13 protein-coding genes are annotated in these 16922 nt (G+C 66.5%); 5 read left to right on the top strand and 8 right to left on the bottom strand.

The window, feature by feature from the left end; translation table 11 throughout:
• Positions 1 to 3: 3 nt before the first annotated feature.
• Genes QW887_RS06450 through QW887_RS06435 form a run of 4 tightly spaced genes read right to left on the bottom strand, consistent with a single transcriptional unit; the run spans position 4 to position 3885 of the window.
• Positions 4 to 1056 carry an oligopeptide/dipeptide ABC transporter ATP-binding protein gene (locus QW887_RS06450; protein WP_315714264.1) on the bottom strand — a complete coding sequence of 351 codons (1053 nt, stop codon included), beginning with the start codon at positions 1054 to 1056 and terminating at the stop codon, positions 4 to 6.
• Entirely contained in the window at positions 1053 to 2063 is a 1011-nt protein-coding gene (locus QW887_RS06445; protein ID WP_316194278.1) for an ABC transporter ATP-binding protein, read from the bottom strand. Before QW887_RS06445 ends, QW887_RS06450 begins: the two co-directional genes overlap by 4 nt.
• Positions 2060 to 2926 (bottom strand): ABC transporter permease, encoded by an 867-nt coding sequence (locus QW887_RS06440; RefSeq protein WP_316191975.1) that lies wholly within the window; start codon positions 2924 to 2926, stop codon positions 2060 to 2062. Before QW887_RS06440 ends, QW887_RS06445 begins: the two co-directional genes overlap by 4 nt.
• An 8-nt stretch (positions 2927 to 2934) precedes the next feature.
• On the bottom strand, positions 2935 to 3885 hold the full coding sequence (locus QW887_RS06435; protein WP_316194277.1) for an ABC transporter permease: 951 nt from the start codon (positions 3883 to 3885) through the stop codon (positions 2935 to 2937).
• 212 nt (positions 3886 to 4097) lie between these two features.
• On the opposite strand from QW887_RS06435, the gene QW887_RS06430 reads away from it, so the two are divergent.
• The 3 genes from QW887_RS06430 to QW887_RS06420 are packed head-to-tail and all read left to right on the top strand — an operon-like array spanning position 4098 to position 7378.
• Positions 4098 to 5450, top strand: coding sequence for a GH1 family beta-glucosidase (locus QW887_RS06430; protein WP_315714391.1), 1353 nt, complete (start codon positions 4098 to 4100; stop codon positions 5448 to 5450).
• Positions 5451 to 5452: 2 nt separating this feature from the next.
• Positions 5453 to 6433, top strand: coding sequence for a glucokinase (gene glk / locus QW887_RS06425; RefSeq protein ID WP_316191976.1), 981 nt, complete (start codon positions 5453 to 5455; stop codon positions 6431 to 6433).
• 6 nt (positions 6434 to 6439) lie between these two features.
• Positions 6440 to 7378: a 1-phosphofructokinase family hexose kinase gene (locus tag QW887_RS06420; protein WP_316194276.1), complete on the top strand. Its 939-nt coding sequence runs from the start codon at positions 6440 to 6442 to the stop codon at positions 7376 to 7378.
• On the opposite strand, the gene QW887_RS06415 is transcribed toward QW887_RS06420, so the two are convergent.
• Complete coding sequence (locus QW887_RS06415) at positions 7338 to 8465, bottom strand: SbmA/BacA-like family transporter (protein ID WP_316194275.1); 1128 nt, start codon at positions 8463 to 8465, stop codon at positions 7338 to 7340. The two genes, QW887_RS06420 and QW887_RS06415, sit on opposite strands and share 41 nt — an antisense overlap.
• Positions 8466 to 8639: 174 nt before the next feature.
• On the opposite strand from QW887_RS06415, the gene ppsA reads away from it, so the two are divergent.
• A complete protein-coding gene (gene ppsA / locus QW887_RS06410; protein WP_315714257.1) occupies positions 8640 to 11093 on the top strand; it encodes a phosphoenolpyruvate synthase in 2454 nt (817 codons plus the stop codon).
• A 13-nt stretch (positions 11094 to 11106) separates the two neighbouring features.
• Here ppsA and QW887_RS06405 read toward each other — a convergent pair whose 3' ends face one another.
• The gene (locus QW887_RS06405) at positions 11107 to 12540 is read right to left on the bottom strand and encodes a lysophospholipase (RefSeq protein WP_315714256.1); all 1434 of its coding nucleotides are present in this window, start codon (positions 12538 to 12540) and stop codon (positions 11107 to 11109) included.
• Positions 12541 to 12764: 224 nt separating this feature from the next.
• Positions 12765 to 13790: a histone deacetylase family protein gene (locus QW887_RS06400; RefSeq protein ID WP_315714255.1), complete on the bottom strand. Its 1026-nt coding sequence runs from the start codon at positions 13788 to 13790 to the stop codon at positions 12765 to 12767.
• Positions 13791 to 14240: 450 nt separating this feature from the next.
• Between QW887_RS06400 and QW887_RS06395 the strand changes: the two genes are divergently transcribed.
• Complete coding sequence (locus QW887_RS06395; RefSeq protein WP_315714254.1) at positions 14241 to 15578, top strand: MFS transporter; 1338 nt, start codon at positions 14241 to 14243, stop codon at positions 15576 to 15578.
• A 453-nt stretch (positions 15579 to 16031) separates the two neighbouring features.
• Here the strand turns inward: QW887_RS06395 and QW887_RS06390 are convergent, their stop codons facing one another.
• Complete coding sequence (locus tag QW887_RS06390) at positions 16032 to 16922, bottom strand: U32 family peptidase (RefSeq protein WP_316169255.1); 891 nt, start codon at positions 16920 to 16922, stop codon at positions 16032 to 16034.

Genomic DNA, 16922 nt, shown 5'->3' with positions numbered 1-16922 from the left:
GCGTCAAAGCGGCTTCGAGACAAGTGGCTGCAGTTCCGTTGCGACGAGCGCCGGCAGCGCCATTACGCTTTCCGCCCGATGGCAGGCAGCGGAATGCTGTCCGGTGAGCGCTCGCAACGCGGGGGCCGTCGCGCGGCACCGGGCATCGGCGAGCGGACAACGGGGCGCGTAGGCGCATCCGGCCGCGCCGAGGGATTGCGAAGCGATCGCAACGCTCTCGCGACGGCGCCGGACCGCGCCGGCCTGGGCCCGCGGCACGGCGTCGAGGAGCGCCCGCGTGTAGGGATGCGCGCAACTTCCGAACAAGTCCTCCGGCCGCCCGCGCTCGACGATGCGGCCGAGATACATCACCGCAACCTCGTCGCAGAGATAGTCGACGACCGCGAGATCATGACTGATCAGCACGTAGCTCAGGCCGAACTGCTCCTGCAGATCCTGCATCAGGTTGAGAACCTGCGCCTGCACGGAGACATCCAGCGCCGACACCGGCTCGTCGGCGACGATCAGCTTCGGCTGGGTGATCAGGGCCCGCGCGATCGCGATGCGCTGGCGCTGCCCCCCGGAAAATTCATGCGGATATTTGTCCATGTCGGCATCGCGCAATCCGACCTGCCGCAGCACGCTCGCGACGCGCCTGCGGAGAGAATCGCGATCCGAGTGTTCGAGAGCGGTCAGCGGCTCGGCGACGATGCGCGCAATGGTCTGGCGCGGATCGAGTGATCCGTACGGATCCTGAAATACCATCTGGAAATCGCGGCGCGCCCGCCGCAGCTCATCCACCGGGAGGCGGTTGAGATCGCGGCCCACCATCAGCACCGATCCCGCTGACGGCCGCTCCAGCGCCATGATCAGCCGCGCCAGGGTCGACTTGCCAGAGCCGGACTCGCCGACGATGCCGAGGCTCTTGCCCGCCTTCAACGACAGCGACACGCCGTTCAGCGCGAGCACCTCGCCGGGCGGCCGCAGCAGACTCTCTCGCGGCAGCGTGTAGCGCTGTACGAGATCCCTGACCTCGAGCAGCGGCGTCTCTGCAACTCCTTGCGCGGCGGTGCTCAAGCGACCACTCCCGCCGGATCACACGCGAGCGCGACGCCGGTCCGGATGCACCGGACGCCGTGCCCGGCGCCGATCTCGATCGACGGCGGCAGCGCCGTGCGACAGGCGTCGATCGCCAGCCCGCAGCGATCTGCGAACGGACAACCGGCCGGCAGATCGGCGAGCTCCGGCACGGTACCGGCGATGGTCGCAAGGCGCGTGCCCTTGCGGGCCCCGAGCCGCGGCCGCGCGCGGAACAGGCCCTGCGTGTAGGGATGCCCCATGCGCGAGAACACGGCGTCCGTGGTGCCGCTCTCGACCACCGTGCCGCCATACATCACGATCATGCGCTGGACGTTCTCGGCGATGACGCCAAGATCATGCGAGATCAAGATCATCGCCATGCCGCGCTCGGCGACCAGATCGGCGATGAGATCGAGGATCTGGCGCTGGATGGTGACGTCGAGCGCAGTGGTCGGCTCGTCGGCGATCAGCACGTCGGGCTTGCAGGCGAGCGCCATCGCGATGGTGATGCGCTGGCGCTGGCCGCCGGAGAACTGGTGCGGATAGGCGCCGTAGCGTCGGGCGGGATCCGGCAGACCGACGCGGTCGAGGAGCGCGATCGCCTGTCGTTTCGCCTCGGTCGCCGTGCAGCCGATATGCCGCAGCAGCGGTTCGGCCACCTGATGACCGATCGTATGCATCGGGTTGAGCGCGGTCATCGGCTCCTGAAAGATCATGCTGATGCGGTTGCCGCGCAGCTTGCAGTACTCGGCATCACCGAGACCGACCAGCTCGCGGCCATCGAGCGTGATGCTGCCGCTGACGACGGCGCTGTCAGGCAGAAGGCCAAGCAGAGCGAGCGCCGTGATCGACTTGCCGCAACCGGACTCGCCGACGATGCCGAGCGTCTCGCCGCGCCGGAGCGTGAAGGAGACCTCGCGCACGGCTTGCGCCGAGCCGCGGCTGGTATTGAGGCGGATGCCGAGACCCGACACATCGAGCAGAGGCTGATCGCCTACCGTCATCGCTGCCTCGCCAGCCGTGGGTCGAGCAGATCGCGCAGGCCGTCGCCGAGCAGGTTGAGGCCGAGCACCGCGAGCGCGATGGCGGCACCGGGATACACGGCGAGGCTCGGCGACTGGAACAACAGGGTCTGCGCATCGTTCAGCATGCGTCCCCAGGACGGCTGCGGCGGCTGCGTGCCGAGGCCCAGATAGGACAGCGCCGCTTCCGCCAGGATCGCCAGCGCGAACTGGATCGTCGCCTGCACGATCAGAATCGACAAGATGTTCGGCAGCACGTGCTCGATGGTGATGCGGAAGCGGCCCTTGCCGGCGGCGCGCGCAGCCAGGATGAACTCGCGCGCCCAGACCGCACCGGCCGAGCCGCGGGTGACGCGCACGAACACCGGGATCTGGAAGATGCCGATCGCGGTGATCGACGTGACCATGCCCGGCCCGATCACGGCCGCCAGCATGATCGCCGACAGTACCGCAGGAAAAGCGAAGGTGAAGTCGCTGAAGCGCATGATCAGTTCCTCGGTCCAGCCGCGCTGCGCAGCTGCGATCAGGCCAAGGCAGACGCCGCAGGTGAGACCGATGCCGACGGCGATGATGCCGACCAGAATGGTCGCGCGCGCACCCACCAGCAATAGCGAGACGATGTCGCGGCCGAGCACGTCGGTGCCCAGCCAATGCGCTGCTGATGGCGGCCGCAATTTGGACGCGACATCGATCTCATAGGCCGACCATGGCGTCCAGAGCAGCGACAGCAGCGCGGCGCCGAGCACCAGCAGACAGAGCAGCGCGCCGATCGTGAAGCTGCGATGGCGCAGCGCGCGGCGCCAGAACGCGTTGGACGCAGGCGCAGCGCCCGTTTGAACGACCACGGCGGAACTCACAGCTCGTGCACCTTGATGCGCGGATCGATCACCGCATACAGGACATCGACCACGAAGTTGACGATGATCACCATGGCCGCCAGCAGCATCACGCAGTTGCGCACCACGATCAGGTCGCGATTGGCGATCGACTGGAAGATGAGGCGCCCCAGGCCCGGGAGATAGAACACGTTCTCGATCACGATGGTACCGGCGAGCAGGTTGGCGAATTGCAGCCCCATCACGGTGAGCACCGGGATCATGGCGTTGCGCAGCACGTGCTGCCACAGCACCTCGCGCTTCGTCAGGCCCTTGGCGCGCGCGGTGCGGACGAAATCCTCGCGCAGAACGTCGAGCACGGCCGAGCGCGTCACCCGCGCCAGGATCGCGGCCTGCACCACTGCCAGCGCCACAGCCGGCAACAGCAGCGCCCGCAGACCCGGCCAGATGCCGTCCTCCCAGCCGGGAAAGCCGCCGGCCGACAGCCATTGCAGCTTCACCGCAAACAGGAGGATCAGCAGGATCGCGAACCAGAAGTTCGGCAAGGCGATGCCGATCTGGGTCAGCGACATGACGCCGACATCGCCGAGACGGTTGTGATTGGCGGCCGTGTAGATGCCGGCCGTGAGCGCCAGCACGGTCGTGAGCCCCATGGCCAGGATCGCGAGCGGAATGGTCATCGCCAGCCGCTCGCGGATCAGTTCGGCCACCGGCGTGCCATAGGCGTAGCTGTTGCCGAGATCGCTGCTCAGCAGGCCGCCGATCCAGTGCAGGTAACGCAACGCCAGCGGCTGATCCAGCCCGAGCTTGACCGTCAGCGCCCTGACCGCATCCGGCGAGGCATCCGCGCCCATCAGCATCTGGGCGGCATTGCCCGGCAGCGCGTCGAGCACCAGAAATATGATCAGCGACGCGCCGACGAGGGTCGCCAGCAAGGTCAGGAAGCGCCGCAGCAGAAAAACGCTCATTCGCGCCGGGACTCCAGTTTTCGGCGGCCGCACGTTCCACAGCTTTCGGCTCCGATGCAAGCCCGTTGCCTTCATGATTGCCATTGCCGGGCGGAGGCACCTTCACACACCGCATCCGCCGGGGTATCGCCGGCTTGATCCCGGTCAACGGCGGAGCGCCGGCGACCGCCATCATGCGGCTGATCGCAACAACGCAAGGGCCCATCTCGATCATGACCATCCGTCCGAGCTTTCTCTGGGGCGCCTCGACCTCGGCCTTCCAGATCGAGGGCGCGGCGCACCTCGACGGCCGCGCCGACAGCATCTGGGATGTCTATCTGCGCGCCCCCGGCCGGGTGAGCCACAACGACACCGCCGAGACCGCCTGCGATCACTATCATCGCTACGCGGAGGACGTGGCGCTGATGCGCGATCTCGGCCTCAATGCCTATCGGTTCTCGATCGCCTGGCCGCGGCTGCTACCGCAAGGCCGCGGCGCGGCCAACGAAGCCGGCCTCGCCTTCTACGATCGCCTCATCGACGCCCTGCTTGCCGCTGAGATAGAGCCGTGGCTCTGTCTCTACCACTGGGACCTGCCGCAGGCGCTGGAGGCGCTCGGCGGCTGGCAGAACCGCGACATCGTCGGCTGGTTCGCCGACTATGCCGCGCTGGTCGCGCGGCGCTATGGCGACCGGGTCAAGCGCTTCGCCACCTTCAACGAGCCCTGCGTGTTCACGCTGTTCGGCTACGGCCTCGGCTGGCACGCGCCGGGGATCGCCGACGGAGCGGCCCTGCACAAGGCCATTCATCACGTCAATCTCAGCCATGGCCGCGCCGTCGACGTGCTGCGCAGGGACGTAGCCGGCGCCTCGATCGGCGCCATCCACAATCGGCAGCCCTGCTACCCTGCGAGCGACAGTGCGGAGGACGCCGCGGCCGCCTTGCGGCTCGCCGCCTATTGGAACGATGCCTTCCCGTTTCCGCAGGCCTTTGCCTGCTACCCGCCGGAGCTCCAGGACGCCGTCGCGCCCTATATCGCACCCGGCGACATGGCGCAGATCGCCCGCCCCGTCGACTGGTTCGGGCTCAATCACTATTCGCCGCATTACATCAAGGCGGGCAGCAACCTGATGGGCGCCAGCTTCGGAGCGCCTCCCGCGGCAGTGCCGCGCAGCGCAATCGGCTGGCCCGTCGTGCCCGAGGCGTTCCGCGATACGCTCCTGGACATCCACAGCCGGTTCCGGCTTCCGATCTACGTGCTGGAGAACGGAACGGCGGCCAATGACACCGTCGATGCATCCGGCTGCATCCAGGACGACGGCAGGATCGGCTATCTCAAGGCCTATACGACCGCGATGGAACAGGCGATCGCGGCGGGCGCCGACGTGCGCGGCTATTTCGTCTGGTCGCTCCTGGATAATTTTGAATGGGGAGCGGGCTATTCGCAGCGCTTCGGCATTGTCTATGTCGATCGCGCCACCCAGCGCCGCATTCCCAAGGCGTCGGCGCGGTGGTATTCGAACATGATTGCCGCTCACCGGGTATCCGACGATCCCGCCGGGCGGCACAACCGGGCGGAAGAGTGAGGATGAGCGAACGCGTTCTTCTGGGCGACATCGGCGGCACCAATGCGCGGTTCGCGCTGCTTGACGGCCACGTCATCGGCGAGGTCGCGCATCTCAAGGTCGCCGACTTCCCGACCATCACGGACGCGATCACCGACTTCCTGTTGCGACACGCCGCCGGCGGCCCGCCCACCGCGGCCGTGCTCGACATCGCCGGCCCGATCGAGCGCAATCGCGGCATGCTCACCAACTCGACCTGGGTGATCGACGGCGCCGAGCTGGCGGAGCGGTTCAAGCTGCGCTCGGCCAAGCTCCTGAACGATTTCGAGGCGGTCGGCTGGTCGCTGCCGGCGCTGCATCCCGACGACCTGTTTCCGCTTGGCGGAAGCGCCGCGGTCGACGGCGCGCCGATGCTGGTGATCGGCCCCGGTACCGGCTTCGGCGCCGCGTGCTATCTCCCGGCAGAAGGCCGTCCCACGGTTGCCGTGACCGAGGCCGGCCATGCCACGCTGCCGGCGACGACGGCGCGCGAGGCCGCCGTGCTCGCCAAGATGCGCGAGCGCTTCGGCCATGTCTCGATCGAGCGTGCGCTGTCGGGCATGGGCCTTGCGAACGTCTATCAGGCCATTGCCGCGGTCGACGGGGTCACGGTGCCGCCGCGCGATGCCGCAGCGATCACTCACGCCGCGCTGGACCGCAGTTGCGCCACCAGCCGCGCGACTCTCGACATGTTCTGCGCCTGGCTCGGCGCCGTCGCCGGCAACCTCGCGCTCACCTTCTGCGCCCGCGGCGGCGTCTACATCGCCGGCGGCATCCCGCCGCGGTTTCCGGACTACTTTGCCAGATCCGATTTCCGCCGGCAGTTCGAGGGCAAGGGGCGCTATGACAGCTATCTGCGTCCGATCCCGGTTCATCTCGTTATCAAGCCCGACATCAGCTTCCTCGGTCTCAAATCGTTCTTCGAGGCCGGCATCACCGCGAGCGGCGGCTCCCCGACCCACTGAGATCGAATGAGCGACATCGTCACGATCACGCCGAACCCGGCCGTCGACATCTCGACGACCGTCGAGAAAATCGTGCCGGTGGCCAAGCTGCGCGGCACGACGCAACAGCGAGATCCCGGTGGTGGCGGCATCAACGTCGCCCGTGTCATCGCCCGCCTCGGCGGCGACGTCACCGCGCTCTATCCGGTCGGCGGTCCGACCGGCCTGCTGCTGAAGCAGCTCGTCGAGAAGGAAGGCGTCGCCAGCCGCACCTGGGCGACGGCCGAGGACACGCGCGAGGACTTCTTCGTCCAGGAGCGCGTCAGCGGCCAGCCCTATCGCTTCATCCTGCCGGGTCCGACGCTGACCGAGGCCGAATGGCAGGCCGGCCTTGCCTTGCTCGCAGCCCAGGATCCGTTTCCCCGCTTCGTCGTCGGCAGCGGCAGCCTGCCGCGCGGCGTGCCGACCGACTTCTATGCGCGCGTTGCTACGCTTGCACGGTCACGCGGCGCACAATTCGTGCTCGACACCTCGGGGCCAGCTTTGGCCGCGGCGGTAGCCGGCGGCATCGACCTGATGAAGCCGTCGCTGCACGAGATGCAAGAGCTGGTCGGCGGCGCGCTGCCCGATGCCACGGCGTGGGAGAAAGCCGCCCACGCGCTGGTCGCGAGCGGCAAGGCCGGCACCGTCGCGCTGACCATGGGTCATCTCGGCGCCCTGCTGGTCACCCGCGACCGCGTGCTGCGCGCTCAGCCGCTGACGATGGTGCCGGTCAATGCGGTCGGCGCCGGTGACAGTTTTCTCGGCGCATTGGTCGCGAAGCTCGCCGCGGGCGAGTTGCTGGACAACGCGTTTCGCTTTGCGGTCGCCGCAGGTGCCGCGGCGCTGCTGCGCACCGGCACCGCGCTGTCCGATCCCGCCGACGTCAGCCGTCTGCAGGCTGACGTGCGGCTCGAGACGGCGTGACATCGCTCGCCGCATCACCGTTGAGCCGATCGAGCGAGAGCAGCAACCCGCCGACGCGCTCCAGCGACGACATCCACTCGGCGAGGCGGTTGAAATTGTCCACCATCCAATTGAACGACCCCTGCACCAGCGTGAACGCAGCGGCTGCCTGGGTGAGTTCGCCCAGGGTCATCTGATCGCCGAGGAACTTCGGCGCGCACAGCACGAGGCCGATGATCGGCGCGAGCAGCGTATTCAGATGAGACACCAGGGTGTTGCGCATCAGCTGCCAGCACAGCCGCTTCCATTGCTGGATCGTGCGGTCGAGCGCCATCCACAGCCCGGCAACGACGCTGCGTTCTTCCTGCTTGGGCGCGATGCCTTCGCCGATGTCGCGCAAGTGATGGGCTGCGGTGATCAGCTCCGACTCGGCCTGGTTCTTGGTCTGGATGACGCGCGTGAGTGGCGAACCGACCCACAGCATGGCCCCGGTCACCAGCCCGGAATAGATGACGACGCTGACCACCAGGTAGCCTGGAATCCACAATTGGTGCCCGGCCACGGCAAAGCCGATGGATCCGCCGACCTGCCACAGCACCTGGACGAACACGACCGCCGTCAGCAGCGAGGAGATCACACTGACCACGAAGTCGATCGGCGCATCGGTGGCGATGCGGACGTCCTCGGCAATGCGATACTCCGGAATCTTCAGATCGCCCTGCACGGTCGCGAGCCGCGCATAGCGGTCGTTCTCGACCCAGTAGTTGATCACCTTGGCGCTCAACCATTGCCGCCAGTTGCGTTGCATCACCATGCGGCCCCACACCGAGACGATCGCCAGCACGACGCTCGCCAGACAAAGCGGAATGAGCAGAACGGCCTGCTGCCGCAGCCGCGTCGGATCGCGGCCCTCCAATGCGTCGAAGAAATCCCTGTTCCAGTAATTGAACCGAAACTGCACGTAGAGCTGAAGCACCACGAGGACGATCAGGGCGACGCAGAGCAGCCAGACCCGCCATGCCGTCGATCCGAGCCAGAATTGCCGCGCCGTGAGCCAGAACCGCGACCATTCGCGATTGCCGTCCTCGTTCTCGTCGTCGGAGATCATTGGTGATCCGGATGGGTACGATTGATGGGTCTTAACAAACATCCTCGCCTATGGTGGAACCGTTGTCATCCCGCGATTTAAGGGGCTCGCGGAGCGCCTTGCTTGATCTTGCGCAAGGCAGTCGCCGCCCGCCGCGACAAACTGAAGTTCGCGCTGCGATGCGGGAGATCACCGATGACGGCACCCGGCTACATCCGCTGGTTCAAGGACCTTCGTATCGAGGACGTGCCCGGCGTCGGCGGCAAGACGGCCTCGCTCGGAGAGCTGTATTCGGCGCTGGCGTCGCAAGGCGTGCGCGTACCCAACGGCTTCGCACTGACGGCCGCCGCCTATCGCGACGCCTTGCGCGCGACCGGCGCCGACGACGCGCTGCGCAAGCTGCTCGCCGGCCTCGACAAGCGCCGCATCGCCGATCTCGCCAAACGCGCGGCGAAGGCGCGCGCGATCGTGTTCGCGGCGACCGACCGTGACGATCTACGCCACGAGGTCGCAGAGGCTTACAAGCAGCTGGAGCAGGAGTATGGCCGCGGCGTCGCGGTTGCCGTGCGCAGCTCGGCCACCGCCGAGGACCTGCCGAATGCGAGCTTCGCAGGCCAGCACGAGAGCTTTCTCAACATTCGCGGCGCCAAGGACCTGTTCGAGGCGTGCCGCCGCTGCTTCGCCTCGCTCTATACGGACCGCGCGATCTCCTACCGCATCGACAACGGCTTCGACCACGACAAGGTCGCGCTGTCGGTGGCCGTGATGAAGATGGTACGCTCGGACCGCGCCGCGAGCGGCGTGATGTTCTCGTTGGACACCGAGAGCGGCTTTCGCGACGTCGCCTTCATCACCGGGGTCTACGGCCTCGGCGAGACCATCGTGCAGGGCACGGTCGATCCGGACGAGTTCTACGTCCACAAGCCGACCTTCGCGGCCGGCTTCCGCAGCGTGCTGTCGCGCCGGCTCGGCGCCAAGGACAAGCGGATGGTCTATGCCAAAGCCAGCGCAAAGGCCGGCGCGCGCAGCCGTGGCCCGACGACGCGCACCGAGGCGACGCCGCCGGCTGACAGGGCGAAATTCTGCATCAGCGATGCCGACGTGCTGGAGCTCGCGCAGGCCACCATCGTAGTCGAGGAGCACTACTCGCAGAAGGCCGGCAGGCCGACGCCGATGGACATCGAATGGGCCAAGGACGGTCGCGACGGTGCGCTCTACATCATCCAGGCGCGGCCGGAGACGGTGGCCTCGCAGCGGCGGCCCGAGGCGATCGAGACCTACGTTCTGAAGAAGACCGGCAGAACGCTGGCAACCGGCCGCGCCGTGGGCGAAAAGATCGCCACCGGCAAGATCCGCTTGATCCGCACTCCCAAGGATCTGAACGCGTTCCGCCCCGGCGAGGTGCTGGTCGCCGCGTCGACCAGTCCGGACTGGGAGCCGGTGATGAAGACCGCGGCGGCGATCGTCACCGATCATGGCGGCCGCACCTGCCATGCCGCGATCGTCGCTCGCGAGCTCGGCGTGCCGGCCGTGGTCGGCACGGAGGATTTCAGCAAGCGCGCGAAGACCGGAACGACGGTCACTGTCTGCTGCGCGGAGGGCGACGCCGGCCATGTCTACGACGGCGCACTGCCGTTCGATGTCGAGCGCCTGGCGATCGACAGATTGGAGAAGCCGCGCACCGAGATCATGGTCAATCTCGGCAATCCCGAACTGGCCTTCAAGACCGCGCTGCTGCCGAACGATGGCGTCGGCCTCGCCCGCATGGAGTTCATCATCAACCAGGCGATCGGCATCCACCCGATGGCGCTGGCGACGCCCGCAAAGGTGACCGCGGCAAAGGACCGCGCGACGATCAAGCGCCTGACCGCGCGCTACAAGAAGCCCGCCGACTTCTTCGTCGAGCGGCTGTCGGAAGGCGTCGGCACCATCGCCGCGGCATTCCACCCGCGGCCGGTGATCGTGCGCCTCTCGGACTTCAAGACCAACGAATATGCCAGCCTGATCGGCGGCTCCGATTTCGAGCCGAAGGAAGAGAACCCCATGCTCGGCTTCCGCGGCGCCTCGCGCTATGCGCATCCCGCCTACGCCGCCGGTTTCGCGCTGGAATGCGCGGCGATGAAGCGCGTGCGCGACACGATGGGGCTCTCCAATCTGAAGATCATGATCCCGTTCTGCCGCCGGGTCGAGGAGGCACGCAAGGTGATCGCGGCGATGGCCGGGCATGGCCTCGTCAGAGGCGAAAACGGGCTCGAAATCTACATGATGTGCGAGATCCCGAACAACGTGATCCTGATCGATGAGTTCGCCAAACATTTCGACGGCTTCTCGATCGGCTCCAACGATCTCACCCAGCTCACGCTCGGCGTCGACCGCGACTCCGACATCGTCGCGTTCGATTTCGACGAGCGCGATCCCGGCCTGCTGGCGATGCTGCGGATGGCGGTGGAGGGCGCGCACCGCAACCATCGCCATGTCGGCATCTGCGGCGAGGCGCCGGCAAACTATCCGGAAGTCGCGCGCTATCTGGCCGAACTCGGCATCGATTCGATCAGCGTCAATCCGGCGAGCATCGTGCGCACCATGGAGATCGTCCGTACCGCTGAGCGGGAGCTCGCGACCCACACGCCGCAAGCGCTGGCAAGCTGATCATGGCCGAAATTCAGGAGCTGCTCTTGAAGAAGTCCAGCACGGTCGAAGCGCCGCCGACGACGTCGCCGCCGCCATACAGGCTTGCCAGGAACGTGCCGCGATGGCTGGCGCCGGTGACCGCGATGCCTTGCGCAAAGCGGCCGTCGGCCGCCAGCGGCATCTTGACGAGGCTCGGCGGTAGCGCCTCGTCGAGAAGACCGTAATAGAACCGCATCGGGGCGTCATAGTCCCAATAGGTCGAGCTATTGCCGGCCAGACGACGGAGGAAGCGGCTGTTGGTCTCGTGGGTGAAGCGCTCGAAGAAGCCGTCGACCAGCAGGTCCGAGGGCTGCGGCACCGACTTGCTGAACGCCTCGTCCATGCTGTAGTCGGCCCAGTATTTCTCGGCCAGCGCGAGGTGCTGCGGCTTGATCGCAGTCTTGAACAGGTCGCCGAGCCGGTAATACTGGCGATAGCTGCCCAGGAGGACGATGACGCAGGGCGTTATCCAGATCGGCTGCTTCGGATAGGTGCTGTCGGTCGACGCGCTGCCCGATTGGGCCGACACCCAATAGCGCATCGAATCCGCAAGATTGTTGAACGGACTCTGCGTGGCGCTCGCCGCCACCGCGACGCGCCGCCGCTGCAATTCCTGGCGCAGCCATTGCGTGTTCAAGGCACCCTGCGACCAGCCGTTCAGGAACAGCCCGGACTTTCGCAGGCGGAGATGATCGAGCGCGAGCAGACCCGCGCTCAGCACGTCCAGGCAGCACTGCACGGTCGCGTCCTTCACCGCATAGGCCTCGCCTCGCCCCTGGCGATACGGTCCCTTGCCGAGATAGTCGGCCGCGATCAACGCAAAGCCGTTGCCGACAAGGCGCTGGACGTTGAACAGCGTCTCGATCGAATCGACATTGTCGCGCGGCTCGTAGTTCGGATCGGCCAGCTTGACGAGATTGGACGGGACCTGGTCGAACGACAGGATGGTGCCGTGCTGCCACGACACGACCGGCAGTGCGCCCTTGTGATCGGCGGGCAGCGCGAGCAGGCCGCTGACCTTGACGCGCTCACCGGTGCCGGGAATGCGCGTGTAGGTCGTCAGCCGACGCAGTTCGACGTCGACCCGCGCCCCGTGCTTGTCGGCCGAGAATGGCGGCAAGATATTGTGCTCGTTGAAGACGGCGTGGAGCTTCGCTGCGAGCGCATCGAGCCGATCCTTGCTGACGCGCACCGGCTGGCCGAGGCTTGCGCCGTCACCTGGCTGCGCGACAGCCGGGCCGGCGGAGAACGACAATGCCGCAGCGCCGAAGCCAAGGCCGGCTGAGGCCAGCAGCCTTCGGCGGGATGGCCGGCCGGCCGAGGCTGCAGAGCTGAGCTCCGGCCCGGTCGGCTTGGACTTCGGCGGAGCCAACGCCTCTTCGGATCCCGTGACCAGGGTCTCCAGGCCGATCATTCGCCGCTTCATCACGTCCCTCCGAGCCGCCTACAGCCGAGGGTAGTTCACAAAGCCTAGCACTTGCTAAATGGTGCAGCAATTGGAGCCGGATGTTTCGACGGTCGCCTGCACCGTCGAGCCTCGAGTGGTCGCGTCGCGGCTCGCCTCCACACGTCAGATGCCGCCATGCGAATGATTTGCGAGGGCGTTCTGGGGTACACACCAAGAAGAGATCGCGAGGAAGAGATGATGGCCTACCGCGCGGCCTCGAAACCTCCGAGCACTGCGGTCAGGTTCTGCCCAAGAATGTCCGAGAGATAGCCGCCCTCCTGCACGAACACCGTGGGAAGGCCGAGCCGCGCGATCGCGCCGCCGATGCGACGGAAACCCGGCGTCGTCACGGAGAGCCCCTTGAGCGGATCGTGCTCGGAGGCATCGAGACCGAGCGCCACCACGAGCGCGCCGGGCGCGAACGCATGAATCGTCTTGGCCGCGGTCTCGAACGCCTTGAGATAGGTGTCGTCGCCGCTCTTCAGCGGCAGCGGAATGTTGAGGTTGGCGCCAAGCCCCGCGCCTGCGCCGCGCTCATGCGCATAGCCCCAGACGAACGGGTAGTAATGCGTGGGGTCGGCGTGGATCGAGATGGTGAGCACGTCGGGCCGCTCGTAGAAGATGCCCTGCGTGCCGTTGCCGTGATGGACGTCGACGTCGAGGATGGCGACGCGCTCGTAGCGCTGACGCAGATGCGCGGCCGCGATGGCGGAGTTGTTCAAGAAGCAGAAGCCCGAGGCCATGTCTCGATAGGCATGGTGGCCCGGCGGCCGGCACAGCGCGTACACCGCATCCTCGCCATCGAGCAGCAGTTGCGCCGCGGTCGCAGCCACGTCGGTCGCGGCGCAGGCGCCTTCCCACGTCCCCGGCCCGATCGGCGCCGAGGTATCGGTCGTGTGCCAGCCCAGCCGCCCGACGATGTGCGTCGGATAGGTGGCGGCATTGCGAACGGGATGGATGTTCGGGATCATCTCCGCACCGGCATCGCCGAGCGCGGCCCAAGCGTCCCAAGCCTCTTCCAGGAAACTGAGGTATTCCGGACTGTGCACGCGCGCGCGAGCTTCCTGGCCGAAATGAAGCGGCGCGACCACCTCGTGATGGCCGGCCTTCAATCCCGCAAGCAGACGATCCGCCCGCTCGGGCTGCTCGGTGGTGCGCTTGACGACGCCGCGCACCAGATAGAATTGCGGATCATGGCTGCGATGCAGCTCGGTGTAGACGGCCTTCACGCGCAGTGGCTCCTGTTCGCTTGCACCGACGATTGTGCACGCAGTCGCAGCCGATACAAGCACAGATGGTTCGCACGTCCGTTGGTCCGTGCCCGCAGCTTCCAACCGGCGGAACGGAACGCTGCGCCTCGCATCTTGCCGGCAGCGGGTTCGCCGGGATCCGGGCGATCTGGCGCGAAGCGCGGTGGACGTGAGGAGAGATCCGCATGCTGGCGATTGCCGCGACGGCCGTCGGAATGCGCGACGAAATCTGCAAAACCTCGACGTGCAAGCCTGATCGGCTCATGCGTCGCACGCCGCGGCTGCTCAGGAAAGAGCGCCTTTGTCCGGCATGGAGACCCCGGGATTGATCCAAAATTTGGATCGATCGATACAGGCTTCGGTTTGGACCCCGGCCCTCCCTCTCCTCTAGGACAGTCATCGAGGAACGTGACAAGAGAGGTGGAGCGCATGAGCGCAATCGTAACCACGGCCGAATTGCGCCGATCGCGCGTGCGGCTATTCATCGTGACCATGCTGTTCCTGGTCACGACCGTGAACTACGCCGACCGGGCGACCTTGTCGATCGCAGGACCTTCGCTGTCCAAGGAGCTGCATCTCGATCCCGTCGCGATGGGCTATGTGTTCTCCGCCTTCGGCTGGTCCTATGTGCTCGCGCAGGTGCCGGGCGGCTGGCTGCTCGACCGCTTCGGTTCGCGCTGGGTCTATGCCTGCAGCATCGTGATCTGGTCGATCTTCACCATGATGCAGGGCTGGATCGGCTTCTTCTCCGGCGCCGCCGCGGTCACCGCGCTGTTCGCGCTGCGCTTCCTGGTCGGTCTCGCCGAAGCGCCGAGCTTCCCGGCCAATGCCCGCATCGTCGCCGCCTGGTTTCCGAGCAACGAGCGCGGCACGGCGTCGGCGTTCTTCAACTCGGGCCAGTATTTCGCGACAGTGATCTTCGCACCGCTGATGGGCTGGATCGCGCATGAATTCGGCTGGCGCCACGTCTTCACCGTGATGGGCGCGCTCGGCATTCTCATGGGCCTAATGTGGATCAGGACCATGTACGGACCGAAGGAGCACGCGAGCGTCAACCAGGCCGAGCTCGACTACATCAAGGACGGCGGCGCGCTGGTCGACATGGAAGGCGCGAAAGACGCCAAGGCCAGCTCCGGTGGTCCGACCTGGTCGCATATCGGGCAGTTGCTGTCGAACCGCATGATGCTCGGCGTCTATATCGGCCAGTACTGCATCAACACGCTGACCTATTTCTTCCTGACCTGGTTCCCGGTCTATCTCGTCAAGGAGCGCGGCCTCTCGATCCTGCAGGCCGGCTTCGTCGCCACCCTGCCGGCGCTGTGCGGCTTCATCGGCGGCGTGCTCGGCGGTTTCATCTCCGACGCCATCCTGCGCAAGACGGGATCGCTGACACTCGCCCGCAAGATCCCGATTGTCGGCGGCATGCTGCTGTCGATGGCGATCATCGGCTGCAACTATGTCGACGGCCAGGCGCTGGTGGTCGGCCTGATGGCGCTGGCGTTCTTCGGCAAGGGCATCGGCGCGCTCGGCTGGGCGGTCGTCTCCGACACCTCGCCGAAGGAAGCCGGCGGCGTCTCCGGCGGCCTGTTCAACACCTTCGGCAACCTCTCCAGCATCACGACGCCGATCGTGATCGGCTACATCCTGTCGGCCACCGGCTCCTTCAACGGCGCGCTGGTGTTCGTCGGCCTCAACGCCCTGGTCGCGGCGTGTGCCTACTTGCTGATCGTCGGCAAGATCCAGCGCGTCCAGCTCCGAACCTCCTGAGCACCACGATTAGCGTCGCGTGGTCTCGACTCCAACGGCGGCCCCCCGGCCGCCGTTTTTTTGTCGGCGCCTCGCCGCCATTCCAGGGCGACGCGCGACAGCCATCAGAAGCAACCCGGACCCGTGGAAACGGACACGGTCTCACCATCTCAACCCGCCGATCAGCGGACAGACATGTCGAGCCCAGCAAAAAGGGAACGCGGGGAACATTGATAGCAGGGGTCCGCGACATCGCTAGACCCACTATTTCGGAAGCCCTGTTTTCTTATCGGCGGGTAGCCCACCGGCTTCCTGGGCTTCCGCCTTGGCGCGGTCAGCAATCTGCAGCACGCCGGCAAGAACGGCTGCGCGCCGTCTCTCAACGTCGTCCATCCGTGGTCAGTCAATTTGAGATGGGTCGACATGCACACTGAGCATATCCGAGTTCACCTCGACAGAAGGACACGGCAGTACCTACCCCGAGACGTAGGAGGCACCGGGGGCGCCGTGCAAGAAGCCGTTGGCGAATGGAACGTCCGGATAGATCTCGCGCAAGCGGTCCCTGGCGGCCCCAGCTTCCACGCGGCCCGCCAGGACCGCCTGAAATTGCTCGGACACCGCGACCATGTCGCAGGCCTGAGGTGACAGCCGCAGCGATCTCACGCCGCTCTGCGTCAGACGATCGAGATCGCCGAGCAGATTGCAGCAACCATGCGACAACGTCTGCACGCCATTCATGGTGAGGAACGCTTCATTGTCCAGCGTCGTCACGACGAGGCCGTCCGGATCCTGCTCGCACACGAAGCGGCAATTGTCCTTGGCGAGCTTGTGCAGGCGGGCGTGATAGCAGCGCGCGGAGATCGCGAGCGGCACACGGCCGAAGGCGAACACTTCGATCGCCACCTGCGGCACGGCGCCGGCGATCGCGGCAACCGAGGACAGCGGCAGCTCCGGCGGGAGGCAGATCCGGGAAGCGCCCTGGGCGGCATGAAACGCGGCGCTGGCCTCGTTGTAGATGTTGACGAATGGCCCGATGGCATGCGGCCGACCGGCGATCGATTTGAGGCAGGTGAGGTCGTTGACCTCCACCAGACCGTGGCCATACTCGGCGAGGCTTGCCGTCTGCCGGCGCTCGCGTCGCAACGACACCAGGACCAGCGAACCCAGCAGCACCTGCTTGCCGGCAGCCATAAGCCGCTCGATGACTTCAGGCAAATGGGGTTCGAAGAACGGCGCGCGCTTCGAGCAGACGACCTCGCCGACCACGACGCGGTCGAGCGGGGCCTCGTCGGCCATGCGAAAGTAAAAATCACGCCAGCGCTCGGGCTGCCAATTGTAGAGCACGGGCCCCAGAGTGAGCTGCAT

Origin of the sequence: Bradyrhizobium sp. SZCCHNRI3052 (assembly GCF_032484895.1) — a bacterium.
Taxonomy (GTDB): Bacteria; Pseudomonadota; Alphaproteobacteria; order Rhizobiales; family Xanthobacteraceae; genus Bradyrhizobium.
The sequence above is the reverse complement of the archived record's forward strand: the minus strand, read 5'-3'. Positions and strand labels throughout refer to the sequence as shown.